The sequence below is a fragment of the Dokdonella sp. genome (assembly GCF_017744955.1).
GTDB lineage: Bacteria > Pseudomonadota > Gammaproteobacteria > Xanthomonadales > Rhodanobacteraceae > Dokdonella_A.
In genome coordinates, this window is sequence record NZ_JAGIAG010000018.1 from 111087 (window position 1) to 137007 (window position 25921).

The 25921-nt window shown below is 69.4% G+C and carries 25 protein-coding genes and 1 tRNA gene; 4 read left to right on the forward strand and 22 right to left on the reverse strand.

Going from position 1 to position 25921, the window contains the following annotated elements:
* Positions 1–7 precede the first annotated feature (7 nt).
* Positions 8–550, reverse strand: coding sequence for a DUF308 domain-containing protein (locus J7520_RS19050; RefSeq protein ID WP_291191941.1), 543 nt, complete (start codon positions 548–550; stop codon positions 8–10).
* Positions 551–754: 204 nt separating this feature from the next.
* Between J7520_RS19050 and J7520_RS19055 the strand changes: the two genes are divergently transcribed.
* Positions 755–1195 carry a hypothetical protein gene (locus J7520_RS19055; protein WP_291191943.1) on the forward strand — a complete coding sequence of 147 codons (441 nt, stop codon included), beginning with the start codon at positions 755–757 and terminating at the stop codon, positions 1193–1195.
* A 68-nt stretch (positions 1196–1263) separates the two neighbouring features.
* A complete protein-coding gene (locus J7520_RS19060; RefSeq protein ID WP_291191945.1) occupies positions 1264–3054 on the forward strand; it encodes an acyl-CoA dehydrogenase C-terminal domain-containing protein in 1791 nt (596 codons plus the stop codon).
* On the opposite strand, the gene J7520_RS19065 is transcribed toward J7520_RS19060, so the two are convergent.
* A complete protein-coding gene (locus J7520_RS19065) occupies positions 3051–3218 on the reverse strand; it encodes a hypothetical protein (protein WP_291191947.1) in 168 nt (55 codons plus the stop codon). The two genes, J7520_RS19060 and J7520_RS19065, sit on opposite strands and share 4 nt — an antisense overlap.
* Here J7520_RS19065 and J7520_RS19070 point away from each other — a divergent pair.
* On the forward strand, positions 3217–4383 hold the full coding sequence (locus J7520_RS19070) for a kelch repeat-containing protein (RefSeq protein ID WP_291191949.1): 1167 nt from the start codon (positions 3217–3219) through the stop codon (positions 4381–4383). The two genes, J7520_RS19065 and J7520_RS19070, sit on opposite strands and share 2 nt — an antisense overlap.
* Positions 4384–4403: 20 nt before the next feature.
* Here J7520_RS19070 and J7520_RS19075 read toward each other — a convergent pair whose 3' ends face one another.
* The 20 genes from J7520_RS19075 to J7520_RS19170 all read right to left on the reverse strand — a co-directional run bounded on the left by J7520_RS19075 (position 4404) and on the right by J7520_RS19170 (position 24148).
* Positions 4404–6431: a choice-of-anchor Q domain-containing protein gene (locus J7520_RS19075; protein WP_291191951.1), complete on the reverse strand. Its 2028-nt coding sequence runs from the start codon at positions 6429–6431 to the stop codon at positions 4404–4406.
* Positions 6432–6569: 138 nt separating this feature from the next.
* Positions 6570–8996, reverse strand: coding sequence for a winged helix-turn-helix domain-containing protein (locus tag J7520_RS19080; RefSeq protein ID WP_291191953.1), 2427 nt, complete (start codon positions 8994–8996; stop codon positions 6570–6572).
* A 146-nt stretch (positions 8997–9142) separates the two neighbouring features.
* Positions 9143–9217: transfer RNA gene (locus J7520_RS19085), tRNA-Lys, on the reverse strand.
* A gap of 60 nt (positions 9218–9277) precedes the next feature.
* On the reverse strand, positions 9278–9952 hold the full coding sequence (queC, locus tag J7520_RS19090) for a 7-cyano-7-deazaguanine synthase QueC (protein ID WP_291191955.1): 675 nt from the start codon (positions 9950–9952) through the stop codon (positions 9278–9280).
* A gap of 25 nt (positions 9953–9977) precedes the next feature.
* Positions 9978–10688: a 7-carboxy-7-deazaguanine synthase QueE gene (queE, locus tag J7520_RS19095; RefSeq protein ID WP_291191957.1), complete on the reverse strand. Its 711-nt coding sequence runs from the start codon at positions 10686–10688 to the stop codon at positions 9978–9980.
* A 10-nt stretch (positions 10689–10698) separates the two neighbouring features.
* Positions 10699–11625, reverse strand: a complete 927-nt coding sequence (gene ybgF, locus J7520_RS19100) for a tol-pal system protein YbgF (RefSeq protein ID WP_291191959.1) — start codon at positions 11623–11625, stop codon at positions 10699–10701.
* A gap of 17 nt (positions 11626–11642) precedes the next feature.
* Positions 11643–12158, reverse strand: a complete 516-nt coding sequence (gene pal / locus J7520_RS19105) for a peptidoglycan-associated lipoprotein Pal (protein ID WP_291191961.1) — start codon at positions 12156–12158, stop codon at positions 11643–11645.
* Between the two features lie 100 nt (positions 12159–12258).
* The gene (gene tolB, locus J7520_RS19110) at positions 12259–13563 is read right to left on the reverse strand and encodes a Tol-Pal system beta propeller repeat protein TolB (protein ID WP_291191963.1); all 1305 of its coding nucleotides are present in this window, start codon (positions 13561–13563) and stop codon (positions 12259–12261) included.
* A 26-nt stretch (positions 13564–13589) separates the two neighbouring features.
* Positions 13590–14519: a cell envelope integrity protein TolA gene (gene tolA / locus J7520_RS19115; RefSeq protein ID WP_291191965.1), complete on the reverse strand. Its 930-nt coding sequence runs from the start codon at positions 14517–14519 to the stop codon at positions 13590–13592.
* A 4-nt stretch (positions 14520–14523) separates the two neighbouring features.
* Positions 14524–14967 (reverse strand): protein TolR, encoded by a 444-nt coding sequence (gene tolR, locus J7520_RS19120; RefSeq protein ID WP_291191967.1) that lies wholly within the window; start codon positions 14965–14967, stop codon positions 14524–14526.
* Positions 14968–15004: 37 nt separating this feature from the next.
* Complete coding sequence (tolQ, locus tag J7520_RS19125; RefSeq protein ID WP_291191969.1) at positions 15005–15691, reverse strand: protein TolQ; 687 nt, start codon at positions 15689–15691, stop codon at positions 15005–15007.
* The gene (ybgC, locus tag J7520_RS19130; RefSeq protein WP_291191971.1) at positions 15688–16155 is read right to left on the reverse strand and encodes a tol-pal system-associated acyl-CoA thioesterase; all 468 of its coding nucleotides are present in this window, start codon (positions 16153–16155) and stop codon (positions 15688–15690) included. The genes tolQ and ybgC overlap by 4 nt, the downstream gene beginning before the upstream one ends.
* Entirely contained in the window at positions 16152–17231 is a 1080-nt protein-coding gene (ruvB, locus tag J7520_RS19135) for a Holliday junction branch migration DNA helicase RuvB (RefSeq protein ID WP_291191973.1), read from the reverse strand. The genes ybgC and ruvB overlap by 4 nt, the downstream gene beginning before the upstream one ends.
* 160 nt (positions 17232–17391) lie before the next feature.
* On the reverse strand, positions 17392–19281 hold the full coding sequence (locus J7520_RS19140) for a potassium transporter Kup (RefSeq protein ID WP_291191975.1): 1890 nt from the start codon (positions 19279–19281) through the stop codon (positions 17392–17394).
* A gap of 19 nt (positions 19282–19300) precedes the next feature.
* On the reverse strand, positions 19301–19891 hold the full coding sequence (gene ruvA / locus J7520_RS19145) for a Holliday junction branch migration protein RuvA (RefSeq protein ID WP_291191977.1): 591 nt from the start codon (positions 19889–19891) through the stop codon (positions 19301–19303).
* Positions 19892–19904: 13 nt separating this feature from the next.
* On the reverse strand, positions 19905–20495 hold the full coding sequence (ruvC, locus tag J7520_RS19150) for a crossover junction endodeoxyribonuclease RuvC (protein ID WP_291191979.1): 591 nt from the start codon (positions 20493–20495) through the stop codon (positions 19905–19907).
* On the reverse strand, positions 20492–21214 hold the full coding sequence (locus J7520_RS19155; protein ID WP_345776926.1) for an alpha/beta fold hydrolase: 723 nt from the start codon (positions 21212–21214) through the stop codon (positions 20492–20494). Before J7520_RS19155 ends, ruvC begins: the two co-directional genes overlap by 4 nt.
* Positions 21211–22977 carry an aspartate--tRNA ligase gene (gene aspS / locus J7520_RS19160; protein WP_291191981.1) on the reverse strand — a complete coding sequence of 589 codons (1767 nt, stop codon included), beginning with the start codon at positions 22975–22977 and terminating at the stop codon, positions 21211–21213. The genes J7520_RS19155 and aspS overlap by 4 nt, the downstream gene beginning before the upstream one ends.
* A 167-nt stretch (positions 22978–23144) precedes the next feature.
* The gene (locus tag J7520_RS19165; protein WP_291191983.1) at positions 23145–23753 is read right to left on the reverse strand and encodes a DUF3011 domain-containing protein; all 609 of its coding nucleotides are present in this window, start codon (positions 23751–23753) and stop codon (positions 23145–23147) included.
* 74 nt (positions 23754–23827) lie between these two features.
* A complete protein-coding gene (locus J7520_RS19170) occupies positions 23828–24148 on the reverse strand; it encodes a zinc ribbon domain-containing protein (protein ID WP_291191985.1) in 321 nt (106 codons plus the stop codon).
* A 262-nt stretch (positions 24149–24410) separates the two neighbouring features.
* Here J7520_RS19170 and J7520_RS19175 point away from each other — a divergent pair, with 262 nt between their 5' ends.
* Positions 24411–25916: a choice-of-anchor tandem repeat NxxGxxAF-containing protein gene (locus J7520_RS19175; protein WP_291191987.1), complete on the forward strand. Its 1506-nt coding sequence runs from the start codon at positions 24411–24413 to the stop codon at positions 25914–25916.
* Positions 25917–25921: the final 5 nt, after the last annotated feature.

Below are 25921 nucleotides of genomic sequence, written 5' to 3' on the forward strand. Positions count from 1 at the left end.
GCGCGGACTAGGCCAGCTTGCGCAGGCGCAGGCCCGCCATCACCTGCAGCACGCCGTAGATCAACGCGCCGACGCCGATCCACAGCGCCAGCGTCAGCAGGCCCGCCACCGGATAGGCGGCGAACAGGCAGCCGAGCAGGACCGCGATCGCGCCGCTCAGGATCAGCAGCCATTCGTCGGAGATCAGCTTGCGCACGCGGATCGCGAAGACGATGCGGTAGATGCCGCTGACGATCAGCCACGCCGCCAGGAGCAGCAGCAGCGCACCGGCCACGACCAGCGGCTGGACGATGGCGAGCAGGCCGAAGCCGATCGAGACCAGCGCGTACAGCACGAGCCAGCCACGCGAGATGCTGACGTTGCGGTCGAACAGCGCGAACGCGCTGATCACGCCCTCCGCCAGGGCCATGATGCCGAACGCCCAGGTCAGCGCGATGACGCTCGCGCCGGGCCAGACCATCGAATACAGACCGAACAAGATGGCGATGACGCCGTAGACGACGATCACCCACCAGTTGCGTGCCAGACCCGCGACGAGCGATGCATGCATGACGATCTCCCGAATGGTTCGAGGAATTTCGTTCGAATCGACGTGCGGCCGGGCGGCGAGGTCCGGTCGACCGCACCGGCATTCTCGTTCCGATCGGCAGTGGATTTCCAGGAGCGCGCGGCGCTCCGGACGCCTTTGCGGCGCACGGCGAACTTGGCTAGGCTAGCCGTTCGATCCGAACGACTGTTTGAGGCAGAGGCAGACATGAAACTGCGCATTCCGCTCGCCGCATTCGCCCTGGCCGCGACGCTGACCGCGTGCGGCAGCGGCCCGACCAAGCGCGTGCATCCGTCGACGGCGAGCATCCAGCAGTTGGCCGTGCAGGCCGACGGCAGCTGGAAGTTCGATCTGCGCATCCAGAACTTCAGCACGATGCCGATGCACTACAGCTCGTTGAAGGCGACCGTGGTCGTCGCCGGCACCGACGTCGGCGAGATTTCGATCGCGCCGAACATGGACATCGTCGCCAACGGCGGCGACGTCGTCGAGGCGACGCTGAAGACGTCCGCCAAGCTGCCAGCCAGCGGCGACTTCGCCTACACGCTGAAGGGCACCATCGACACCAGCGAGCCGAAGGAGAGCTTCCCGTTCGAGCGCTCCAGCCGCCTGTCGCCGGTGCCGGGCGTGCCGAACACGTACCGCTGAGACCTCACGTCCCGCCGCCATCCCCGCCGACCGGCGCGAGCCGGAATCCCCGCCTCCGGAGTCTCGCCATGAGCCGCTACACCGCCCCGCTCGCCGATCTGCGTTTCGCGCTGTACGACGTGCTCGACGTCGAATCGACCTACGCGCGCCTGCCCGCCTGCGCGTCGGCGACGCGCGACGTGGTCGACGCCGTGCTCGACGAAGCGGCCAGGTTCACCGAGCAGGTGCTGGCGCCGCTGAACCAGAGCGGCGACGCCGAAGGCTGCACCTACGACAAGGCGACGCAGAGCGTGCGCACGCCGAAGGGCTTCAAGGAAGCCTTCGCGCAGTACGTCGACGCCGGCTGGATCGGCCTGGTCGCCGACGAGCGCTTCGGCGGCCAGGGCCTGCCGGAGACGATCGGCGCCGCGCTGAAGGAGATGATCGACGCGGCCAACCTGTCCTGGGGCAACTACCCGATGCTCTCGCACGGCGCCGCCTCGGCGCTGGAGCACCACGGCGAGGACTGGCAGCGCGAGGTGTTCCTCAAGCCGCTCGTGTCCGGCCAATGGACCGGCACGATGTGCCTGACCGAACCGCATTGCGGCACCGACCTCGGCCTGTTGAAGACCAAGGCCGAGCCGAACGCCGACGGCAGCTATCGCATCAGCGGCACCAAGATCTTCATCACCGCCGGCGAGCACGACTTCGTCGACAACATCCTGCACCTAGTGCTCGCGCGCCTGCCGGACGCGCCGGCCGGGGTGAAGGGCATCTCGCTGTTCCTGGTGCCCAAGTTCAAGGTCGGCAAGGACGGCAAGGTCGGCGACCGCAACGCCGCGGTGTGCGGCTCGATCGAGCACAAGATGGGCATCCACGGCTCGGTCACCTGCGTGATGAACTTCGACGGCGCCGAGGGCTGGCTGGTCGGCCAGCCGAACAAGGGCCTCGCCGCGATGTTCACCATGATGAACACCGCGCGCCTCGCGGTCGGCCTGCAAGGCCTCGGCCTGACCGAGCGCGCCTACCAGAACTCGCTCGCCTATGCGCGCGAACGCCTGCAGATGCGTTCGCTGTCCGGCGCCAAGTTCCCGGACAAGCCGGCCGATCCGCTGATCGTGCATCCGGACGTGCGCCGCATGCTGCTGACGCAGAAGGCCTTCGCCGAAGGCTGCCGCCTGCTCGGCCTGTACGCGTATCTGCAGGAAGACATCCGCAAGCACAGCCAGGATGCCGCCGAACGCGAGCGCGCCGAGGCGCTGGTGTCGTTCCTGACGCCGATCGTCAAGGGTCTCCTGACCGAAGCCGGCATCGAGTGCACCTACCACGCGCTGCAGATCTTCGGCGGCCACGGCTTCATCGTCGAGAACGGTATGGAGCAGTTCGCACGCGACGCGCGCATCACCACGCTGTACGAAGGCACCACGCAGATCCAGGCCAACGACCTGCTCGGCCGCAAGGTGCTGCAGCTGCAAGGCGTCGGCCTCAAGCACTTCCTCGCCGAGATCGGCGCGTTCTGTGCCGAGCACGCCGGCGACGCCGCGCTCGCCGAGTTCGTCGGCCCGCTCGGCGCCGCGGCCAAGGAATGGGGCGAGCTGACGCTCGAACTCGGCAAGCGCGCCGGCGCCAACGCCGAGGAGATCGGCGCCGCCGCCTACGACTACCTGTTCTATTCCGGCTACGTCGCGCTCGCCTACCTGTGGGCGCGCAGCGTCGCCGCGGCCGACGCCTCGAAGCAGGCGCAGGACTTCCGCGACGCCAAGCGCCTCACCGCGCGCTTCTACTTCGCGCGCATCCTGCCACGCATCCATATGCACGCGGCGGCGATGCGCAGCGGCGCCGCCAATCTGCTCGATCTCGCCGACGCGCAGTTCGGCTAGCGCACGCGCGGCGCGATCACGCGGAACGCACGTCCGGGCGGCTCGAAGAGCCGCTTTTGATCCGTTCGGAATGCGCCGCGAGTTCGCGTTTCATCGTCCTGGAATGCGCGGTCGATCCGCGCGCCGCAGAGTTTCGCCTCCGTTTCAACGACGCGAGGCGACATGCGCACTCTTCCTGTCCTGAATGTCCTGCGGCCGTCCTGGATCGCGCTGGTCGCACTGGCCGCGCCGCCGGCGCTCGCCGGCGAATTCGTCGCCACCGGCGCCATGGCGCACGGGCGCGATTTCGCGCTGTGCGCGCCGCTGCCCGACGGCCGCGTGCTGGTCGCCGGCGGTGTTTCCGCCGACGGCACCGAAGCGAGTACGGACGTGTACGACCCAGCGGCCGGTGCGTTCGCCGCCTCCGGCGCGATGTCGGTCCCGCGCGACGGCGACGCGACGGCGACGGCGCTCGCCGACGGCAGCGTGCTGATCGCCGGAGGCACCTATCGCGACGGCGACGGCAATACGCAGCGCCTGGCCAGCGCCGAGCGCTACGACCCCGCCACTGGCCGGTTCGCCGCCACCGGCTCGATGGCCTCGGTGCGCTACCTGCACGCGGCGGCGCGGCTGGCGGATGGACGCGTGCTGGTGTCCGGAGGGTGGGTCTCGCCGGAAACCGGGCGCACCGCGAGCGCCGAACTCTACGATCCCGCCAGCGGCACCTTCGCGCCGACCGGCGACCTGCCGAGCGCGCGCAACGGCCACATGGCGATCGCGCTGCCGGACGGACGCGCGCTGATCCTCGGCGGCATCGACGCCGACGCCAACGTGCTCGCCAGCGTCGAAGCCTACGACCCGGCCAGCGGCCGGTTCGAACATGCCGGCGCGCTGTCGCATCCGCGGCTGCTCGGCGGCGCCACCTTGTTGCGCGACGGTCGCGTGCTGGTCGTCGGCGGCGTCAACAACGAGGAGATCGTCGCCACCGCCGAGCTGTACGATCCGGCCACGGGTACCTCGCAGACGGCCGGCGACCTCGGCATCCCGCGCAGCGACCACAGGCAGACCCGGCTCGCCGACGGCCGCGTGCTGGTCGTCGGCGGCCTCGCCGCCAAGGACACGGTGCTGTCGAACGCGGAACTGTTCGATCCGGCCACCGGGCTGTTCGCCGACGCCGGCGAGATGCACGAGGTGCGCAGCCGCGCCGCCATCGCCGCCCTGCCGGACGGCAAGGTGCTGATCGCCGGCGGCTACCAGCCCGGATGGGGCGTGCCGCCGGCGAGCAGTGCCGAACTCTACGTTCCCGATCTCGTCGATCGCCTCTTCGAAGACGGCTTCGACGCGCGTTGAACGCGCGCCGCAGCCGGACCTCAGCGCGTCTCGAAACCGTTGCCGAAGAGGCGGTCGGTGACCGTCGGCGGCTGCAGCTCGAATGCGCCGATGTCGGTCGCGGCACCCGAGCTGCGCGGGTAGCCCTCCCCGCGCTGGTCGTAGCGCAGATCGGCCGGGTTGCTGCCGGCGTCGATCGCCGGGCTGGCCGGCGCCAGCGCGTGCGTCCAGGTCGGGCCGCCGTTGTCGGCCAGCGGCAGCAGTTGCGGATCGGCGGAGAGCGTATCGGGCGGCAGCGTGATGCTGGCGTCGATGCTGGCGACCAGGTTGCCGGAACCGGCCAGGGCGGCCAGGCCGCCGGGCGAGCCGAAGTTTCCGGCGGCCAGGTCCGCGCCGGCGGCGGCCTGATTGTTCGCCACGATGCTGCTGACGAAGCGATCGCCGGTCCGCGGCGGCCGCCCGCGGAAATAGACGCCACCGCCGCTTCCGCCCGCGGAATTGAAGGCGATCGTGCTGTTGGCGACCTCGAGATCGAGGTACATGCAGACGCCGCCGCCGTAGGAAGTCTCGGCCGTCGAAACGAGGTTGCCCGATACCGTGCTCGACACCAGGCTCAACCCTTCGCTGCCCTCGATGCCGCCGCAGCGCGCGAAATGGGTCGAGGAAACGCGGTTGCCGCTGATGGTGCTGTCGATCGCCGCGATCGTCAGCCAGCTCCCCGGCCCGACTCCGCCGCGCGTCGCCATGTAGTCGCCGCTGACCTGGTTGTCGGAAACAGTGGTGCGCGACAGCGTGACCTTCGTCGCCGTGAAGTCGTTGGTGTGCCATTGCGTGAGGTACAGGCCGCCGGCGTCGCCCCAGCCGGTCGCCCCATGGGCGACCACGCGATTGCCGCTGACGAGACTGTCCTCGATCACGGCGGCGTCGCCCACGAAGTAGTTGAACTGCGCGTTGATGCCGCCGCCGAGCGCGATCTGCAAGCGATCCGCCGGGCCGCTCACCTCGGCGAGATTGTCGACGATGAGACTGCGGCGCACGTGCAGGCCGACGTTGGCGGCCTGGATGCCACCGCCCCAGGCTTCGTTCCAGTTGTCCGCGCTGTCCGCCGTGGCGGTGTTGCCCGAGACGGTCGACGAGCGCAGGGTCAGGTCGGCGTAGCCGGTGCTCGCGGAGACCGTGACGCCGCCGCCGTGCGCCAGGATTCCGGAAGACGTGTTGTCCTTGATCGTGCTGGAGCTCACGGCGATCTCGGCGCCGTCGGCGACGATCAGCCCGATGCCGCCGCCGAATGCCGCCAATGCCTCGGCCCGGCTGTTGCTCACCGTCGAGGCGGTCATTTCCAGGTCGTAAGCGAACAGGCCGCCGCCGACCGCGCCCAGCGCCGAGCCCGCGAGGCAGGAATCGACCGTGACGCGCTCCAGCGCCAGCTTGCCGAGCGAGTACAGGCAGCCGCCGTCGAAATAGCCCGCATAGGCCATGTCGACGTGGCGGCCGTGCGCGACGGTCAGGTCGCGGATCGTCAACGTTCCGGCACCGGTGTGCTTGAACACGCGGTCGAGGTCGCCGCCGTCGACGGTCAGCGCGGACTCGCCCGCGCCCTGGATCGTCAGGTCGGCGACCGGCACGACGACCTGCCCTTGCTCCAGGCTGATCGTGCTGCACTTCAAGGCACCGAGGTCGATGGTGTCCCCGCTGACCGCACCGGCGACGGCGGCGCGCAAGGTGCCGCTGTCGCCGGCCGCATCCGAGCAACTGGTGACCGCGATCGTGCCGGCCGGTCTCGACGACACCTGCGCCTTCGCCCGCGCCAACGCGCGCGCTTCGGCGTAGTGGGCGGCGCGCTGCCGCAGAATGCGTTCGCTTTCGGCCTGCGCCGCCAGCCGTTCGGGAAGATCGCGCGACACGGTGCTGCGCGGCAGGCGCGCGGCACCCGGCGCGTCGTACGTGGCCGAACTCCACGCCGCCTCGGACGCGGAACCCGTCGCCAGCGCGAGCGCCAGGCATGCCGCCAGCGGATGGAAATTCAAGCCGCGGACGCGGCGCGAAGCAGGGATGGTGCGGGAGCTCACTCGATCGTCCTCTCGGCAGGCGCATGGCGCGGGTGACGCTGCACGATGCCCTGCGGAACGCGTCTTCGCGGCGCCAAAGCCGTAGTCGGAGCGTAGCCGGAGCGTTGCAGAACCCGGCCCGGCGCTCGGCGACGCGTGCTACGGCGCGTCGGGAGCGCGCAGCAGCTCGGCGGGAATCTCGCGTTCGCCGGCCAGCAAGCGCGCCTGCTGCAACGCGCGCTGCCATGCCTCGCGTCGACCGAGCGCGTGGAACGCGCGCACCTGCAGCAAGGCGCTGTCGAAATCCTGGCCGGCCCAGACCGCGACACGGCTGGCCTGCACGCCGGCCTCGCCCGCACGCCCCTGCCCGAGCAACCATTTCACGTAGGCCTCCGCGACCATCACGATGATCTCGGGTACGCCGTCCGCCTCGGCCGCCGCGGACGCTTCGCGGAGCAACCGACCCGCCGCGGCCTCGTCGTGCTGGTACGCGGCCCACTCCGCCTTCGCCACCAGCGCGGCCGCCTGCTGCGGCGTCCCGTCGTCGCGCGCAGGCGGGTCGGCGCGCAGCGGCCGGCCGGCCGCGATCGAGGCACGCTGGCGCAGCAGTTCGAGGTAGGCGCGACCGGCGTCGTCCGGGCCCGGCGCGTCGGGAAAATTCTGCAGCGCGCGCGCGACGGCCGCGAGCGCCTCGCCGTAGTGGCCGCGCCGCAAGGCCAGGTCCGCTTCCACCGAGCACAGCGCGAGCGCGCCGGCGCCGGCGTCGCCGGTCAGGGCGCGCATCGCGACCAGCGTCGCTTCGACGTCCGTATCGCGCCCGACCGCGAGCAGCACGTTGGCGCGCATCGCACCGAGATAGGCGCGCCGATTGGTGTCGGCCATGCGCTCGCGCATCGACCACAGCCGCTCGCTGGTGGCCAGCGCGTCCTTCCAGCGCAGCAGTCGGCTTTGCGCGTCGACGAGACTGAGCAGGTTGTTCATCAGGGGCTCGACCGCGCCGAACGAGGCGAGCACGCCGTCCGCCGCCTCGAAATACGGTACCGCCTCGGCCGGGCGATCGCGCTGCAGTTCGAGCCGGCCGTGATACTGGTCGACGCGCGCGACGCCGAGACGATCGCCGGCCGCTTCCATCTGCACGCGCGCCTGGCCGAGATCGGCCAAGGCGTCTTCCCAGTGCTCCGTACAGATGCGCGCCAACGCGCGCGTGGCCAGCGCCTGTCCCGCGTCGGCCGGCGACTGGCCATCGGGCAGGGCCGAGACGGCCTCGCCGGCGTGCCGTTCCATCGCTGCGCAATCGCGGCGACGGAAGTCGATCAAGCCGCGCAGGTTCAAGGCCTGCGCCTGCAGTACCGGCTGCGCGCGAACCTCCTTGCGTTCGAGCAGCGCGTTCAATGACGCATCGGCCTGGTCGAAGCGGCCTTCGAGGAAGTCCGCCTGGGCGAGACGGAAACGCACCTCCGCATCGGCCTGCCGCGCGAGCGACTCGTCGCCGAGGATCGCGCGCGCCGTGCCCAGTTCTCCGGCGAGCATCGCCGCCTGCGCCTGTTGCAGGCGCACGCGCACCGCGTCGTCGCGCCCGACCTCCCCGGCCGGCGCGTGGCCGAGCGCCGCCAGCAGCAGATCCGAAGCACCGTCGAGTGCGGCGATCACGTTGGCGTGATCGGACTCGATGCGATGTTGCACGCCGTCCGCGCTGATCGCACTCAGCACGACGTGCCAACCAGCCGGCGACTTCGCCGCGCTGCCCTGCACGACCATCGCCGCGCCGAGAATGCCGCGAAGGCGCTCCTGCCCGCTCGCATTCTGCGCGTCGCCGACCGAGTGCAGCGCCGTCACCACGCTGTCCGTCGGCGGCACCGGTAGTTTCGCCGTGCGCAGGCGGCCGGCCACCAGATCCATTCCGCCGAGGCGAATCCACGCCGACTCGTCGGGAGCGCTGACCTCGAGCGGGAGCACGACGACCGCCTTGCCTTCGGGGTTTGCGCTCGGTGCGGACGTCGATTCGCGCGATCGAGCGGGCTCGGACGCACCACGCTGGCGCAACGCGGTGAACCCGAGTGCCGCTGCAACCAGGACGACCAGGGCGACGGGCAGCGCCACGCGCCAGCCGATCGGCTGCTTCGCCGCGGACGTTGCCGCGCTGCCTTCGACGGCAATCGCGGGCGGATGCGCCGTGCGCTCGGCGTCCGGCTCCGACATTGGAGCAGGCGACGCCGCCAGCGTGAGATCGGATTCCCGTGCCGCCTTCGCGGCCCCGTCGCCGACGTCCGCTTCGTCGAGCGCCATGACCCAGCGATAGCCGACGCCGGCCACCGTGCGGATGACCTGCTGCGCCTGCGCGTCGTCGTCGACCGCGCGCCGCGCCCGCGCAATCAGCTGCCGGATCTGCGCATCGGCGACGTCGAGCCGGCCCCACACGGCGGAAACCAGCTCGTCGCGCCCGACCATGCGCTCGCGCTGCTGCAGCAGATAGGCGAGGCAGTCAAACACCAGCGGCGGCACGCGCTTGAGCTCGTCGTCCCGCCACAACTCGTGCGCTGCGGGGATCAGCCGGAAGCGGCCGAACCGATACTCGGTCGTGCTCATTCTCGAACGGGGCAGCCTCGGAAACGGCGTAGCGCGCGTCCGCATCGGCGCGAACACACGTGGCGCATGGTACGCCAAAGCGGCGAAACCGACGGCGGACCGCAGGCGACCGTCACGGGGAGGAATCGCGTGAAACCGAGCAAGATTGGTGGGCCGTGATGGGATCGAACCATCGACCAACGGATTAAAAGTCCGCTGCTCTACCGCTGAGCTAACGGCCCACAGGATCGGCGTGCGCGGGGGTACCGCGAAGGGTCGCGCAGTTTACCCGCTCGACTCGCTCAGCGGTAGCGCGTCGGATCGGCGACGCCGGCGGCGGCGAAGCCGTCCGCGCGCAGGCGGCAGGCGTCGCAGTGCGCGCAGGCGCGGCCGTCGTCGTCGGCCTGGTAGCAGGACACGGTCTGCGCGAAGTCGACGCCGAGGCGCAGGCCTTCGCGCACGATGTCGGCCTTGCCGAGGCGCATCAGCGGCGCGTGCACGCGCAGGGCGTGGCCTTCGACGCCGGCCTTGGTGGCGAGGTTCGCCAGCCGCTCGAACGCGGCGACGAACTCCGGCCGGCAGTCCGGATAGCCGGAGTAGTCGACCGCGTTGACGCCGCAGTAGATGTCCTGCGCGCCGAGCACTTCGGCCCAGCCGAGCGCGATCGACAGCATGATCGTGTTGCGCGCGGGCACGTAGGTGACCGGAATGCCGGCGCCGCCATCGGCCGGCACGTCGATGTCGGCGGTCAGCGCGGAGCCGCCGATGCTGCGCAGGTCGACCTGCACGGTCTTGTGCTCGCGCGCACCGAGCATCGCGGCGACGCGGCGCGAGGCTTCCAGTTCGGAGGAATGGCGCTGGCCGTAGGCGACGCTGAGCGCGTGGCACTCCAGGCCCTGTTCGCGCGCGAGCGCGAGCACGACGGCGGAGTCCATGCCGCCGGAGACCAGCACGACGGCGCGTTGCGTTTGCGACATGGCGTTTCTCGATCGGTGAGCGGACTCAGCGGCCCGGTTCGCTGCCCCACAGCAGCTTGTGCATCTGCATCTGCATGCGCACCGGCAGACGGTCGGCGAGGATCCACTCGGCCAGCTCGCGCGGCGCGACGCGGCCGTGCACGGGCGAGAACAGCACCTGGCACCGTGCGGACAGGCGATGCTCGGCGACGCGCTCGCGCGCCCATTCGTAGTCGGCGCGGTCGGCGACGACGATCTTGACCTGGTCGTGCGGCAGCAGCACGTCCATGTTCGACCACAGATTCCGCGCGACCTCGCCCGAGCCCGGCGCCTTCAGGTCGACCACCTTGCGCACGCGTGCGTCGACCTCGGCGACGTCGAGCGCGCCGGAAGTCTCCAGCGAGACCTCGTAGCCGGCGTCGCACAACTGCGCGAGCAGGGTCAGGCAGCGCTTCTGCGCCAGCGGCTCGCCGCCGGTCACGCAGACGTGCCGCGCGCCGTAGCCGGCAACCTCCGTCAGCACCTCGGCGATCGTGCGCCAGCCGCCGCCGTGGAACGAATACTCGGTGTCGCACCAGACGCAGCGCAGCGGGCAGCCGGTCAGGCGCACGAACACCGTCGGCCAGCCGACCGCGTCGGCCTCGCCCTGCAGCGAATGGAAGATTTCGGTGATGCGCAGGCGCGGCTCGGCCTGCGCGGCGCTGTGCTCGGCGGTGGCGGCGTCTGCCGCGTCGATGGGAGCGGCGACGACGGTCATCGCACGTCGCTCAGCGACGGGATTCCATCTTCAGCGCGCGCAGGCGACCCTGTGCGAGGCGCGCGACGGTGGTGTCGGGATAGGTCTCGACCACCTTGTTCAAGGTCGCCTCGGCGGCGTCCCACTGCTTCAGTTCGTACTGCGTGTAGCCGACCTTGAGCAGGGCGTCGGGCGCCTTCTGGCTGTTCGGATAGCGCTGCAGCAGGGTTTCGAAGGACTGCTGCGCGACCGAGAAATTCTGCGTGACGTAGTACGACTCGCCGAGCCAGTAGTAGGCGTTGCCGGTCAGCTCGCCGTTCGGGTGCTGGTCGATGAAGGTCTGAAAGCGCTTCGCCGATTCGGCGTAGCGACCGTCCTTCAATGCCGCAAACGCGTCGTTGTAGGCCGCCGTCTCGGTGGCCGGATCGGCCGGTGCCGGGTTCGCCGCGGGCTCGCCCGGCGCGACCGCCGCACGATCCTCGGCCGACAGCTCGCCGACGCCGGGGCGCGGCGCGAAACGCGCGTCGCGCGGTGGCGGCGTGCTCGGATTGCCCTGGCCGCTCGGGCTGCCGAGGTCGACGTCGGGCGGATTGTCGTCGCGTGGCGCGGGCGCGTTCGACGCCGCGGCCGGCGGCGTCGAACGACCGCCGCCTTCGAGGCGGCCGATGCGCGAATCCAGATCGACGTACTGGTCCTTGTTGCGCTGCTTGGCCTGGTCGAGCGCGTGCTTGAGCTCCTCGACCTGGCCCTGCAACGACTGCACCTGCGACTGCAGCGCCTGGATCTGGTTGACCAGATCGACCGCGTTGCCGCCGCCCTGCTGGCCGCTCGCCTGCTGTTCCAGGCGGTCGACGCGCTCGGCCAGCGACAGCCGCTGCGCCTGTGCCGTCGGCGCGGACAGCACAACGGCGGCCACCAGGGCCGCCGCTGTGCTCGCAAAGGACTTGCTGGACGTCATCCGGATCACGTCGTGTCTTACTTAGCGGTGTAGACGATCTCGACGCGACGGTTCTTCGACCAGCACGACTCGTCGTGCTGACGGCAGACCGGGCGCTCTTCGCCGTAGCTGACCACGTTGAGCTGCGAAGACGACGCGCCGGCCGCGCTCAGCGCGCCCTGCACGGCGTTGCCGCGGCGCTCGCCGAGGCCGAGGTTGTACTCGCGCGAACCGCGCTCGTCGGTGTTGCCTTCCAGCGTGACGCGCGCCTGCGGGAACTGCTTCAGGTAAGCGGCGTGGCAGGACATCTGCGCCTGGAATTCCGGCTTGATCTCGCTGCGGTCGAGGTCGAAGTAGACCACGCGCTGACGCAGGCAGGAGTCGGTGTCGAGGCTGTCGCGCGTGTAGCGGCCAGCGTTGTCCATCGGCTCGGTCGTGGTCGGCTGGGTGGTGGTCTCGGTCGGCGTGGTGTCGGTCTTGACGGCCTTCTTCTTACACGCCGCGACGCCGGCAACCAGCAGGACGGCAAAAACGATGCGCACGGTATTGTTCATTTGGTGTTCCCCTCAACTGGGCAGGAGTGGCAGGACAGTAGGACTTTAGTTATTCAACTCTCACGCGGCCGGTTTCCCGACCGCGATTCTTCACGCGACGTCAGCGCTGGCGGAACGGCCCCCAAGACGGCTCGCGCACATCGCCCTCGGCGAGCCCGAGGCGCTGACGTACGCGCCCGTCGGCCGACACCGCGAACAGCACGCCGCGCGAACCTTCACTCGCGGCATACAGCAGCATGCTTCCGTTGGGAGCGAAACTCGGGGCTTCATCTTGGCTGCCCGGCGACACCAGGGTGTACTGGTTGGTGGTCCGGTCGAGGACCGCAATACGATACACGTTTCCGCTGCCCTGCACCATTGCGAGCTTGATGCCCTTGGCGTTCACGACCGTCGGACTGGCGTTGTACTGGCCCTCGAACGTGACGCGAGTCGGCTCGCCGCCGCTCGGCGAGACCTGGTAGATCTGCGGCTTGCCGGAACGGTCCGAGGTGAAGTACAGGCTCTGCCCGTCCTGCGCCCAGGTCGGCTCGGTGTCGATGGCGAAGTGCTTGGTGATCTGGGTGGTCTGGCGGCTGCCGAGGTCCATCACGTAGATGTCCGGATTGCCGCCCTTGGACAGCGACAGCGCCAAGCGCGAGCCGTCCGGCGAGAACGCCGGCGCGCTGTTGATGCCGCGACTGTTGGACACGACCTGGCGCGAACCGGTGCCGAGGTCCTGCACGTAGACGGTCGAATTGCCGCTCTCGAAGGACACGTAGGCGATCTTGCGGCCGTCCGGCGACCAGGCCGGCGACATCAGCGATTCGCGCGAGCGCACCACGACCTGCGGGTTGTAGCCGTCCGAGTCGGCGACCATCAGCGCGTACTGGTAGTTCGGCGGCGAGCCGGTCGCGGTGATGTAGGCGATGCGCGTCCAGAACGCGCCGCGCACGCCGAGGATCTTCTCGTAGATCGCGTCGGCGACCTGGTGCGCGATGTCGCGCAGACCGGTGCGCTGGCCGCTGATCGCGCCTTCGGCGAGCTTCTGCTGCTTGGCCACGTCGAGCAGTTCCCACTCCACGCGCAGGCCGCCGTCGCCGCCGTCGGTGGTGCGCCCGACCACCAGGTAGTCCTGCTTGAGCAGGCGCCAGGTGGCGAACTTGACCTCGGCCTGGCGCGTCGGGAACTCGACGATGTCGTTCTTCGGCAGGGTGCGGAACTGCCCGGAACGCGCGAGGTCGGCGCGCACGATCTCGCCCGGATTGGATTCCGGCGGCACGCCGGCGCCCTCGGAGCCGAACGGGACGACGGCGATCGGCAGCGCCGAGGCGTTGCCGTTCGTGATGTCGACGGTGAGGCCGCCGCTCTGCGCGAACGCGCTCGTGCCGAGCAGGGCGCCGACCAGCAGCACGCCGATTCGAACCATCCATCCATTCCGCTTTGTCATCGGGATCATCCGTCGTATCTGAAGTTGAACTTGACCGCGCGCTGGAACACCTTCTCGTAACCCTGGTACGGCAGCGGCGCCGCCTTCATGACCGCCTGTTCGATCGAGTTGCGCGTCGGCTGGTCGGCATTGCAGGGCGAGCCCACCGTCACCGAAATCACGTCACCGCCCGGGATCTGCACGATGTTCAGCGAGCAGCGCAGCCCGGCGGAGGCGCTGTCGGGACGGTTCCAGTTCTGCGTGACCGCCGCCTGGATCGCCGCCGCGTAGCGCGCCGCGAGATCGTTGTCCTGGCCGCCGGCGCCCGTCGTCGCCTGCGCCGCCTCGTGTTCGGCTTCCGGCTGTGGCGGGCGATTCTCCGCCGCGACCCGGTTGCTGTTCTCCAATTTGGCCAGCTTGTTGCGCTCCTGCTTCAATGCCTGCTCCGCTGCCTCGCGTTGCTTGCGCAGATCCGCCAGCTGCTTGAGCTTTTCTTCCTTGAGCTTCTTCTCTTTCTCTTCCTGTTCGAGCTCGACCTGACGCTGGCGCTGCTTTTCCTCTTGTTCCTTCTTCTGCTCCTCGGCCTTCTGCTCGGCCAGGGCGGCGATCTTCTGCTGGTCGATCAGGTCCTGCTTCTGTACTTCGGCCGGCGTTTCCTTCTGCGGCTTGGGCGCCGGCGGTTCGGGCTTCGGCGGCGCCGGCTGGGCGGCCGGCGGCTCCGGTTTGGGCGGCTCCGGTCGCGGCTGCGCCGGCTTGCGCGCCCCCGACTTCGGCGCCGCGGTCGGCCCGATCAGGGTCGCCTCGATCACCGGTCCCGGCATCACCACCGGCTTGGTCGTGCTCGTCCACCACAGCCCGATCAACAGGCCGAGCAGCACGAGCAAGTGCAAGCCGAGAGCAAATCCGAATGCCCGCGCCTTGTCGCCGAAGGTTTCGATCTGATGCGCGCTCTCCATCCGGTCAGCGCGCTCCTTCCGCCTGTACCGGCTGGCTCATCAAGCCGACCTTCGGCACATTGGCCGACTGCAGCAGCACCATGGCCTGATAGATCTTGCCGTAGTCCGCACGCTGATCGCCGGCGACCAGCACGGGGACTTGCGGATTCTCACGAACGAAAGCTGAAATTTTGTTGACCAGCGCGGCCGCCTCGATCGGCTCGCGCTGTTCCTTGCCGAGGGTCAGGAACAGCTTGCCGTCCTGGTCGACGCTGACCACCACGGGTTCCTTGTCGTTCTGGATCGACTTCGCCGCCGACTGCGGCAACTGGATGTCGACGCCGAGATTGAGCAGCGGCGCGGTGACCATGAAGATGATCAGCAGCACGAGCATCACGTCGATGTAGGGCACGACGTTGATCTCGGCCTTCAGCTTGCGGCGCTTGCGCGCCCTTCCGTAACTTTGCATGGCGGCTACTCCAACGCGATCCGGTCGTGCGCGGGGTTCACGGCACGTCGTCGACGTGCGCCTGGCGCGCCAGGATCGAGGAGAACTCTTCGACAAACGTGTCGTAGCGCAGGTTCACGCGCTCGAGCTTGGTCGAATAGCGGTTGTAGGCCCACACCGCCGGGATCGCGGCGAACAGGCCCATCGCGGTCGCGATCAGGGCCTCGGAGATGCCCGGCGCGACCATCGCGATGGTCGCCTCCTTCACGTTGGCCAGGCCCTGGAACGCGATCATGATGCCCCAGACCGTGCCGAACAGGCCGACGTACGGGCTGATCGAGCCGACGTTGGCGAGGAATTCGAGGTTCTGCTCGAGGCGGTCGACCTCGCGCGTCGAGGAGACCCGCATCGCGCGCTGGGCGCCTTCGAGCAGGGCGCGCGAATCGACGCCGCGGCGCTGGCGCAGGCGCGCGAATTCGCGGAAGCCGGCCTCGAAGATCGCCGCGCTGCCGGTCACCCGGTCGCTGCCGCTGGTGATTTCCTTGAACAGGCCGGCGAGGTCGGCTCCGGACCAGAAGCGCTCCTCGAACTCGTCCGCGCTGGCATTGGCGCGGTCGATCATCGCCTTCTTGCGGAAGATGATGAACCACGAAGCGATCGAGAACGCGATCAGGATGCCGAGCACGAGCTTGACCGGCAGGCTGGCACCGATGATCAGGGCGAGGATGTTGAGTTCGTTGTTCATCTCTTGGCGATCTCTTGGAGCACTCGAGTCAGTGCAGGATGATCCGGAATCGGACGCGGGCGGAAGCTCTCCCCGTCCACGCAGGCGATGCGCACCCGCGCTTCGACCAGCGGCTTACCGTCGGGTTCGCGCAGCAGGCGTTGTTTCACGATGAAGCTCGCACTGCGCCGCTCCACCGGCTCGACCGTGGCGAGCAGTAGATCGTCGAGGCGCGCCGGCGCATTGAAGTCGAGCTCCATGCGATGCACGACGAAGACGACGCCCAGCTCCCCGCGCAGCCCTTGCTGACCGACGCCTTCGGCACGCAGCCACTCGCTGCGCGCGCGCTCGAAGAAGTGCAGATAGCGCGCATGATAGACGACGCCGCCGGCATCGGTGTCTTCCCAGTAGACGCGGGTCGGCCAGGTGAAGACGGGAGCGTCGGCGGTCAGCGGTGAGCGGTGAGCGGGAAAAGAAGGGGTCATCGCTGGGGCGGCTCTTCCCGCTCACCGCTCACCGCTGACCGCTGACCGGGCGCTTCTTCGAACAGATCCTCGACCGCCGCACGCCGCGGCGGCGCAAGTCCGAAGTGCCGCCAGCACTTGCCGGTGACCATGCGCCCGCGCGCGGTGCGCACGAGAAAACCCTGCTGGATCAGGAACGGCTCGAGCACGTCCTCGATCGTGCCGCGCTCCTCGCTGATCGCCGCGGCCAGCGATTCGACGCCGACCGGACCGCCGTCGAAGTTTTCGATGATGGTGCCGAGCAGGCGCCGGTCCAGCGCGTCGAAGCCTTCGGCGTCGACCTTCAGCATGTCCAGCGCGGCCGCGGCGACCGCGGCGTCGATGGCGCCGCCGGCCTTGATCTCGGCGTAGTCGCGCACGCGGCGCAGCAGGCGGTTGGCGATGCGCGGGGTGCCGCGCGCGCGGCGCGCGATTTCCGCGGCGCCGTCGGCGTCGCAGGCGATGCCGAGGATCTTCGCCGCACGACGCACGATCGCGCTGAGTTCGAGCGGACTGTAGAACTCCAGCCGCTGCACGATGCCGAAGCGGTCGCGCAGCGGCGCGGTCAGCAGGCCCGCGCGGGTGGTCGCGCCGATCAGCGTGAACGGCGGCAGGTCGAGCTTGATCGAGCGCGCGGCTGGGCCCTCGCCGATCATGATGTCGATCTGGAAATCCTCGAGCGCCGGATACAGCACTTCCTCGACGATCGGCGACAGGCGATGGATCTCGTCGACGAACAGCACGTCGCGCGGCTGCAGATTGGTCAGCAGCGCGGCGAGATCGCCCGGACGCTCGAGCACCGGCCCGGAGGTCGAACGCAGATTCACGCCGAGTTCGTTGGCGATCACGTGCGACAGCGTGGTCTTGCCGAGGCCCGGCGGCCCGAAGATCAGCACGTGGTCGAGCGCCTCGCCACGCCGCCGCGCCGCCTCGATGTAGATGCCGAGCTGCTCGCGCACGGTCGCCTGACCGAGATACTCGGCCAGACGCTGCGGACGGATCGTCGCCTCGAGGAGATCGTCTTCGCGGTTCGCGTTGGCCGAGGTCAGGCGGTCCATAGGAGAGCCGGGATTGGGGATTCGAGATTGGGGATTCGTGGATTATCACCGGCTTGAACACAGCAAGGTAGCCGCGCCCGAGCACGCTCGCAGTCGGCGTTCAGTATCCGGCTTGCGGCCTTTTTCCAATCACCACTCACGAATCACCAATCCCGGCTCCTCATATCTCCACCTGCGTCCCCAGCTCGATCAGCCGATTGCCCGGAATCTGGAAGAACGCGGTCGCCGGCATCGCGTTGCGCTGCATGAACATGAAGAGCCGGTCGCGCCACAGGGCCATGCCGGGACGGTCGGTCGCGACGATGCTTTCGCGGCTGAGGAAGAAGGTGGTGTCCATCAGATCGAACTCCGGGCCGCACTCGCGCACGGCGAGCAGGGTCTGCGGCACGTCCGGATCCTCGGCGAAGCCGAAGCGCAGGGTCAGCTTGTAGAAGTCGTCGCCGAGCGCGACCACTTCCATGCGCTCCTCCGCCTCGGCCACCGGCGTGTCGACGGTTTCCACCGTCAGGATCACGTTGCGCTCGTGCAGCACCTTGTTGTGCTTGAGGTTGTGCAGCATCGCGTTCGGCACGCCGCCGGGGTTGGAGGTCAGGAACACGGCCGTCCCCGGCACGCGCAGCGGCGGATGCGTGACGATCGAGGAAATGAACGGCTCCAGCGCCAGCCCGCTCTGCTTGACCTCGCGCACGACCAGTTCCTTGCCGCGCCGCCAGGTCGCCATCATCGTGAAGATCGCTGCGCCGAGCACCAGCGGGAACCAGCCGCCGTGCTCGACCTTGTCCGCGTTGGCGGCCAGGAAGGCGAGATCGACGAACAGGAACAACAGGCCGATCGCGAGCACCTTCGCGCGGCTCCAGTTCCACAGCCGGCGGAACACGATCATCACCAGGATCGAATCGATCGTCATCGTGCCGACCACCGCGATGCCGTAGGCCGCGCCGAGATTGTCCGAGGAGCGGAAACCAAGCACGACCGCCAGGGTCAGCACCAGCAGCATGCGGTTGATCCACGGCAGGTAGATCTGCCCCATCTGCTCGCGCGAGGTGTGGCGCACGCGCATGCGCGGCAGGAAACCGAGCTGGATCGCTTCGCGCGTGACCGAGAAAGCGCCCGAGATCACCGCCTGCGAGGCGATCACCGCAGCCGCGGTCGCCAGCACCAGCATCGGCACCAGCAGCATCTCCGGCACCATCAGGTAGAGCGGGTTCTCGGCCGCCTTCGGATCGGCGATCAGCAGCGCGCCCTGGCCGAAGTAGTTCAGCACCAGCGCCGGCAGCACGAAGCCGAACCACGAGTAGCGGATCGGCTTCTTGCCGAAGTGACCCATGTCGGCGTACAGCGCCTCGGCGCCGGTGATCGCCAGGATGACCGAGCCGAGCGTGAAGAACGCGACCCATTTCTCGTGCACGAAGAATGCGATCGCATAGTGCGGCGACAGCGCGCGCAGCACCGCCGGGTTCTCGGAAATGTGCCAGATGCCGAGCACCGCCAGGGTCAGGAACCACAGGATCATCACCGGCGCGAACACCGCGCCGACCTTGCCGGTGCCGCGGTTCTGGAAGGTGAACAGCAGCACGATGATGACGGCGGAGATCGGCACGATGAACCGGTGCAGGCCCGGCGCCATCACTTCCAGGCCCTCGACCGCGCCGAGCACCGAGATCGCCGGCGTGATCACGCCGTCGCCGAAGAACAGCGCCGCCCCGAACAGGCCGAGCATGACGATCCACCAGCGCCCGCGCTGGCTCGAACGCACGCTGCGCTGGGCCAGCGCGGTCAACGCCATGATGCCGCCCTCGCCCTTGTTGTCGGCGCGCATGATGAAGCCGGCGTACTTCACCGACACCACCAGGATCAGCGACCAGAACACCAGCGACAGCACGCCGAGCACGTTCGGCTCGGTCGGCGTCGCGCCGTGCACGCCGAAGGTCTGCTTGATCGTGTACAGCGGACTGGTGCCGATGTCGCCGTAGACGACGCCGATCGCGCCGAATATCAGCGTCTTGATGCGTGCCTGCGTAGCGCCGTCCTGGTTCTCGCCCTGATTCATCGGCAGTCCTCGATCGGGTTCAGCGCAGCGCCGCCTTGAGCGCCTTGCGGATGATGTCCTCGGCGCGGTCGCCGGGCGCGGCCGCATCGCGCACCAGGCGCGTGACCTCGGCCGGCTTGTAGCCGAGCGCCTGCAGCGCGATGCCGGCTTCGGCGACCGGATCGTGCGCCGCCGCGCCGGGAGCCGTCGACGGCAGCCCGCCGCCGAGTCCGTCGACGCGATCGCGCAGCTCGACCACCATGCGCTCGGCCGTCTTCTTGCCGATGCCGGGAATGCGCGTGAGCGCCGCGACGTCGGAGGTCTGCACCAGTCGCGCGAACTCCTCCACGCTGACGCCTGACAGCACCGCCAGCGAGATCTTCGCGCCGACGCCGCTGACCTTCTGCAGGTTGCGGAACAGCGCTCGCTCGGACTCGCGCAGGAAACCGTACAGCGCCACCGTGTCCTCCTTCACCGCGTAATGCGTGCAGAGGTTCACCGCCGCGCCGAGCTCGGGCAAGTCAAAAAACGTGGACATCGGCGCCTCCAGCTCGTAACCGACGCCGCCGACGTCGACCACGATCCACGGCGGCTGCTTGGCGACGAGAACGCCCTTGATGCGACCTATCATGTCAATCGATCCCTCATCGCCGCCGTCGCCACGTCGTGCGCCGGCCCTGGCCGAATTCCACGCCCAGGCGCTGCACGCTGGCGCGCGTATGCGCGTGCGCCAGCGCAATCGCCAACGCGTCGGCGGCATCGGCCTGCAGACGCTCCTTCAGATTCAACAGGATGCCGACCATGTGCTGCACCTGGGTCTTGTCGCCGGCGCCGGTGCCGACCACCGCCTGCTTGACCTCGCGCGCGGCGTATTCGGTCACGCCGAGGCCGTGATGTACCACCGCGCAGATCGCCGCGCCGCGCGCCTGGCCGAGCTTGAGCGCGGAATCGGGATTGCGCGCGACGAACACGCGCTCGATCGCGGCTTCCTGCGGCGCGTACTCGGCCACGATCGCGCCGAGTTCGTCGAAGATCTGCTTCAGCCGCTGCGCGAAGTGATCGTGCCCGAGCAGGTTCAACGCAGTGTGGAAGACGTGGTTCGACTTGCCGGTGCCGTCGACGTCGATGATGCCGACGCCAGTGCGCTGGCTGCCGGGATCGATGCCGATGATGCGCACGGTGGAGCCGGGGTTCGGGATTCGGGATTGCGGAGTCGGAAGCGCCACGGCGGTCATTGCGGCTGCGATTCGAAGCGGCCGTGGCGCAGGAATTCGACGACGAGATCGGCGACCTCGTGCGAAAGCAGCATGCCGGTGTGCGAGGCCGACACCGTGCAGTGATCGGCGATGCCGGGCAGCTGCGTCTCGGCGACCGCGACGGTGCCATCGTGCGGCGCGCTCAGCGTGCCGAGCGCGAAGCCGAGCCCGAACGGCAGCTTGCCGGCGATCACACCGACCTTGCGCGAACCGCTCCAGTCGTCGAGGCCGTCGAGCAGCGGCTCGACGCTGTGGCCCATCAGCCAGCGTCCGCCCGGAATCGCGGCCAACCCGCGCGCGACCGCGCTGCCGCGCAGCGGCGAGCCGAGACCGACGACGCGCCCGCGCGGCAAGCCGCGCACGCCGCGGATCGCCTCCAGCGCGACCAGGCCGCCGAGGCTGTGCCCGACCAGATGCACGGCCGGCGCCTCGAGCGAACGCAGGCGCGCGCGCAGTTGCTCGACCGCCGGCGCGAAGCCGGTGAACACGCTGGCGTAGTCCATCGTCTCGACCGAGTAGCCGGCGTGGCGCAGATGGCGCGACAGGTACGCCAAAGTCAACCCGCGCATCCAGATGCCGTGCAGCAGGATCACGTGCTCGCGCGACGGCGCGGACGCGGCGCGGGGGTCGCGTCGCATGCGCGCCGACGGCGCCGAACGCAGCGCCGCGGACTTCGCGCTGCGGCCGCCGGATTTCATTTCGGTTCGGGCTCCAGCACGCCCACGTGCAGCTCGGCCAGCTGCGCGGCCGGAATCGGCGACGGTGCGGCGGTCATCAGATCCTGCGCGCTGGTCGTCTTCGGGAACGCGATCACGTCGCGGATCGACTCGGTGCCGGCCATCAGCGCGGCGATGCGGTCGATGCCGAAGGCGATGCCGCCATGCGGCGGCGCGCCGAACTTCAGCGCCTCGAGCAGGAAGCCGAACTTCGCCTGCGCCTCTTCCGCGCCGATGCCGAGCAGCTCGAACACCGCGCTCTGCATCTCGGGACGATGGATGCGGATCGAGCCGCCGCCGATCTCGTTGCCGTTCAGCACCATGTCGTAGCCGCGCGAGACGGCGATCTTCGCGTTCGCCTTGAGGTCGGCGACGTCGTCGACCTTCGGCGCGGTGAACGGATGATGCAGGGCGACGTAGCGTCCGGCCTCGGCGTCGTGCTCGAACATCGGGAAGTCGACCACCCACAGCGGCTTCCAGGCGTTCTCGACCAGGCCGCGATCGCGGCCGACCTTCAGGCGCAGCGCGCCCATGAAGTCGCTGACGGTCTTGTAGGCGCCGGCGCCGAACAGCACCAGGTCGCCGCTGCCGGCACCGACCGCGTCGAGCACCGCGCCGAGCGTGGCGTCGTCGAGGAACTTGGCGATCGGCGAGTTGAGTCCGTCGCGGCCCTTGGCGCGGTCGTCGACGCGGATCCAGGCGAGCCCCTTGGCGCCGTACTTGGCCGCGTGCACGCCGAGCTCGTCGATCTGCTTGCGCGTGAGTTCGGCACCGCCCGGCACGCGCAGCGCGGCGACGCGGCCGTCGGGGTCGTTGGCGGCGTCGGCGAACACCTTGAACTCGGCCTTGCCCACGATCCCGGCGACGTCGACCAGCTCCAGCGCAATGCGCAGGTCCGGCTTGTCCGAGCCGTAGCGGCGCATCGCTTCCTCGTAGGTCATGCGCGGGAATTCGGCGGCGAGCTCGACGCCGACGACTTCGGCGAAGATCGCGCGGATCATCGCCTCGACGGCGTCCTGGATGTCGCGCTCCTCGACGAAGGCGAATTCCATGTCGAGCTGCGTGAACTCGGGCTGGCGATCGGCGCGCAGGTCCTCGTCGCGGAAGCAGCGCGCGATCTGGTAGTAGCGGTCGAAGCCGGCCATCATCAGGAGCTGCTTGAACAGCTGCGGCGACTGCGGCAGCGCGTAGAACTCGCCCGGATGCACGCGGCTCGGCACGAGGTAGTCGCGCGCGCCTTCCGGCGTCGCCTTGGTCAGGATCGGCGTTTCGATGTCCTGGAAACCCTGCGCGTCCAGATGGCGGCGCAGCGCCGACACCAGTTTCGTGCGCAGGCGCATCGCGCGCTGCATGTCGGGCCGGCGCAGGTCGAGATAGCGGTATTTCAGCGCGAGGTCTTCGTTGGTCGTCTCGTGCAGCACGAACGGCAGGTCGCGCGCGGCATTGAGCACCTCGATGCGCGAGGCGAGCACCTCGACGCGGCCGCTGCGCACGCGCTCGTTGACGCTGACGCGGCGGCGCACCTTGCCGGAAACGCGCAGGCAGAACTCGTAGCCGACGGCGCTGGCCGCCTTGAAGGCTTCCGCCTCGTCCGGATCCGCGACGATCTGCACCACGCCCTCGTGGTCGCGCAGGTCGATGAAGACGACGCCGCCGTGGTCCCGGCGGGTGTCGACCCAACCGCACAAAACGACGTCCCGGTCGAGCAAGGCCTCGTCGACGAGGCCGCAATAATGTGTACGCATGCCAATCCGCTGTGCGCTCTCGGGCGCGAAGGAAGCGCGGAATGCTACGGAGGAAGTTGCTGCACCGCAACGGCGCCGCTCCGCAGGGCATTCGCCGCGCGAAGGTTCACCCCGGAAAGCGGAACGCCCGCCGATGCGGCGGGCGTTCGTCGGGTCGATCTAGCCGATCACTTCCAGCGGCGATCGACCAGGAATTCGGCGCCGCAGCCTTTGTCGACCCACACGCCGGCGCGATTCCAGCCCCAGGTGCGGCCTTCGATGCAGGCCGTCTTCGAGAGCTGGCGACGGATGCGCACGTTGCTGCCGCGGCCGGTGTCGACACGGCACATGTTGTAGCCGTAGCCCTGACTCTCGCAGCGGAACGTGATCGCGCGGTCCCAATCCGGACCCGGACGCCAGCCGCCGTTGTTGTCGTCGTCGCCGCTCCAGCGGCGCTGCACGCGGAACACCGCCTCGCAGCCGCCGTCGACCCAGATGCCGGCGCGGTTCCAGCCCCAGTTGCGGCCTTCCTCGCAGTACGTCTTGGAAATTCCCTTGGCGACCACGACGCGGCTGCCGCGTCCCGTGTCGACCTGGCAGAAGTTGTAGCGGAAGTCGTTGCTGGCGCAGCGCACCTCGATGTCGCGGTCCCAGCCCGGCCCCGGACGCCAGTCGCCGTACTGGGCGACGCCGGCCACACCCACCGCGGCCGCGACGCGCGAGGCGTCCTGTCCGAACGCGGCGGTCGCCACCAAGGCCAGCGCCACACCGAAGACTCCGCAGAACAATTTGCGCATTGCGATTCTCCCCGTCTGAAATTTTGGAAAGCGCCGCAAGTCTAGAACATCCGCATGAACGGAAAGCATCCGGGTCAGCTGTCGGCGCCGCTCGGCTTGGGCTTGTCCGCGGGCTTGTCGGCTTTCGGCTTGTCGGCCGTATCGCTCTTGGTCTCGGACTTCGCCAGCGCCGGCGCGTCGTCCTTCGCGGCGAGGTTGCGCTTGGCGTCGCCGTCCTTCTTGAAGTCGGTCTCGTACCAGCCGCTGCCGGCGAGGCGGAACGCCGGTGCGGTCAGGCGCCGGCGCACGCGCGGCTGTCCGCATTCCGGGCACACGGTGGGATCGGGGTCGGAAATCTTCTGCAGGCGGTCGAACACGGCCGCGCAGGCCTGGCACTCGAATTCGTAGATCGGCATATCTAATCCATCGGATCGTGGCGGCGCCGGCGGCGCCGGAACGGAGGCGCAGGATGCTGCCGCGACGGGAAATTGCAAGCCCTCCGGCGCGCGAACGCTACCTCGCAACGTCGGAAACGGGCTCCAACCGCGGCGAAAACACAGCGCAAAGACGATGGCAACACAACGAAAACACGCTCCGGCGCGACCGCATGGAATAGTCGACCGGTCGCCAGGCCGCTCGCCCCGGCGGCTTTCCCTTCGCTCCAGGACACGCCCACCGATGACCACGCATCTTCCGAAGCTCTCCTTGTCGCTGCTGATCGCGCTCGCCTGCGGCGCCGGCCAGGCGCAAACGATCCGACCGTACGACGGCGCGGGAGCCGTCGTCACCGATCGCACGATCGACGGTCGCCACGTCGTGCGAGCCGCGGCAGCGACGCTGCCGGCGCCCCCGACGGCACCGGCACCGGCCGACGCCGACATCTGCGGCGCAACGGCGGTGGCCTGGCACGGCCAGTCGCTGCCCGACGGCGAATCCGGCACGCTGAACCCGATCGCCTTCATGCGCCCGGCGACGATCAACGCCGGCGGCCGCATCGCCTTCACCGCCAAGGTCGACGGCGCGGATCGGAACCAGGGCACCTTCACGGCCGATGCGCAAGGCCTGAAGATCGTCGCACTCGGCTGCGGCGCGGACGGCGGCTACGGCTCGACCGACACCTGCGGCGATCCGACCCCGGTCGGCGGCACGTTCGGCGGCTTCTTCCGCGACACGTTCGCGGCGCCCGACATCAACGACGGCGGCGACGTGGTGTTCCTCGCCGACGTGGTCGGCGGCAGCGCGCCGCGCGGCCTGTTCCTGTACGACGGCGCCGACGGCTCGATCGTCAAGATCGCCGCGGTCGGCGATGCCTCGCCGCTCGGCGGCACGATCAGCATGCTCGGCCCGGGCACCATCAACAACGCCGGCACGGTCGCGTTCCTCGCGGTCACCCACGGCAGCGACTTCGCGGACATCCTGCTGTGGCAGGACGGCACGGTGACGAAGTACGTCGCCGCCGGCGACGCCGCGCCGGGCGGCGGCACCTTCGTCGCACTCGCCACCGAGCTGTGGGGCTATCCGGACGGCAGCGCGATCGCCGGCGGCCCGGCGCCGGGCTTGAACCAGAAAGGCCAGATCTCGTTCCGCGGCTACGTCGACGGCGGCATCTCCCCCGGCGGCCTGTTCCTCAGCACGAGCGGCCGGCACGAGTGGATGGTCAAGGCCGGCGACGACGCGCCGGGCGGCGGCACCTATTCCGACTTCCAGGCGCCGCTGCTGAACAACGCCGGCGAGATCGCGTTCTTCGCCAATACCACCGGCGGACCCGAGGCGATCTGGGTCGCCGGCAAGGTCGACTCGTGGCGGCGCGCGCTCGCGCCCGGCGACGAGATCGACGGCGGCACTGCGCAGGTGCTGGCGTATTCGCGCAATCCGATGCGCGCCTTGGCCGACAACGGCGATCTGGTGCTGTGGACCAGCCGGGTGATGGACGACGGCAACGAACGCGGCACCGCCTTCATCCGCCACGCCGACGACAGCGCGCAGGTGCTCGCCGTGCAGGGCACCGAAGCCCCGTTCGGCGGCTTCTGGGGCGGTTCGATGGACGCGTGGCCGGCGATGAACAACGCCAGCCAGGTCCACATCGGTTCGGCCACGCCGGGCTTCGCGCTGTCCTCGGACGTGATCTTGACGCCCTGCGCGGCCGTGACCGACCGCCTGTTCCAGGACGGCTTCGACGGCTGACGGGT

Excerpts from the sequence above, each read along its gene's own strand:
- J7520_RS19060 (WP_291191945.1), top strand. The coding sequence starts at position 1,264 with ATGAGCCGCTACACCGCCCCGCTCGCCGATCTGCGTTTCGCGCTGTAC.
- aspS (WP_291191981.1), bottom strand. The coding sequence starts at position 22,977 with ATGCGTACACATTATTGCGGCCTCGTCGACGAGGCCTTGCTCGACCGG.
- ybgC (WP_291191971.1), bottom strand. The coding sequence starts at position 16,155 with ATGACCCCTTCTTTTCCCGCTCACCGCTCACCGCTGACCGCCGACGCT.
- J7520_RS19055 (WP_291191943.1), top strand. The coding sequence starts at position 755 with ATGAAACTGCGCATTCCGCTCGCCGCATTCGCCCTGGCCGCGACGCTG.
- tolB (WP_291191963.1), bottom strand. The coding sequence starts at position 13,563 with ATGGTTCGAATCGGCGTGCTGCTGGTCGGCGCCCTGCTCGGCACGAGC.
- tolA (WP_291191965.1), bottom strand. The coding sequence starts at position 14,519 with ATGGAGAGCGCGCATCAGATCGAAACCTTCGGCGACAAGGCGCGGGCA.
- tolR (WP_291191967.1), bottom strand. The coding sequence starts at position 14,967 with ATGCAAAGTTACGGAAGGGCGCGCAAGCGCCGCAAGCTGAAGGCCGAG.
- queE (WP_291191957.1), bottom strand. The coding sequence starts at position 10,688 with ATGACCGTCGTCGCCGCTCCCATCGACGCGGCAGACGCCGCCACCGCC.
- ruvB (WP_291191973.1), bottom strand. The coding sequence starts at position 17,231 with ATGGACCGCCTGACCTCGGCCAACGCGAACCGCGAAGACGATCTCCTC.
- J7520_RS19050 (WP_291191941.1), bottom strand. The coding sequence starts at position 550 with ATGCATGCATCGCTCGTCGCGGGTCTGGCACGCAACTGGTGGGTGATC.
- J7520_RS19080 (WP_291191953.1), bottom strand. The coding sequence starts at position 8,996 with ATGAGCACGACCGAGTATCGGTTCGGCCGCTTCCGGCTGATCCCCGCA.
- J7520_RS19065 (WP_291191947.1), bottom strand. The coding sequence starts at position 3,218 with ATGTCGCCTCGCGTCGTTGAAACGGAGGCGAAACTCTGCGGCGCGCGG.
- tolQ (WP_291191969.1), bottom strand. The coding sequence starts at position 15,691 with ATGAACAACGAACTCAACATCCTCGCCCTGATCATCGGTGCCAGCCTG.
- J7520_RS19140 (WP_291191975.1), bottom strand. The coding sequence starts at position 19,281 with ATGAATCAGGGCGAGAACCAGGACGGCGCTACGCAGGCACGCATCAAG.
- ruvC (WP_291191979.1), bottom strand. The coding sequence starts at position 20,495 with ATGACCGCCGTGGCGCTTCCGACTCCGCAATCCCGAATCCCGAACCCC.
- ybgF (WP_291191959.1), bottom strand. The coding sequence starts at position 11,625 with ATGACGTCCAGCAAGTCCTTTGCGAGCACAGCGGCGGCCCTGGTGGCC.
- ruvA (WP_291191977.1), bottom strand. The coding sequence starts at position 19,891 with ATGATAGGTCGCATCAAGGGCGTTCTCGTCGCCAAGCAGCCGCCGTGG.
- J7520_RS19155 (WP_345776926.1), bottom strand. The coding sequence starts at position 21,214 with ATGAAATCCGGCGGCCGCAGCGCGAAGTCCGCGGCGCTGCGTTCGGCG.
- J7520_RS19175 (WP_291191987.1), top strand. The coding sequence starts at position 24,411 with ATGACCACGCATCTTCCGAAGCTCTCCTTGTCGCTGCTGATCGCGCTC.
- J7520_RS19070 (WP_291191949.1), top strand. The coding sequence starts at position 3,217 with ATGCGCACTCTTCCTGTCCTGAATGTCCTGCGGCCGTCCTGGATCGCG.
- J7520_RS19170 (WP_291191985.1), bottom strand. The coding sequence starts at position 24,148 with ATGCCGATCTACGAATTCGAGTGCCAGGCCTGCGCGGCCGTGTTCGAC.
- queC (WP_291191955.1), bottom strand. The coding sequence starts at position 9,952 with ATGTCGCAAACGCAACGCGCCGTCGTGCTGGTCTCCGGCGGCATGGAC.
- pal (WP_291191961.1), bottom strand. The coding sequence starts at position 12,158 with ATGAACAATACCGTGCGCATCGTTTTTGCCGTCCTGCTGGTTGCCGGC.
- J7520_RS19165 (WP_291191983.1), bottom strand. The coding sequence starts at position 23,753 with ATGCGCAAATTGTTCTGCGGAGTCTTCGGTGTGGCGCTGGCCTTGGTG.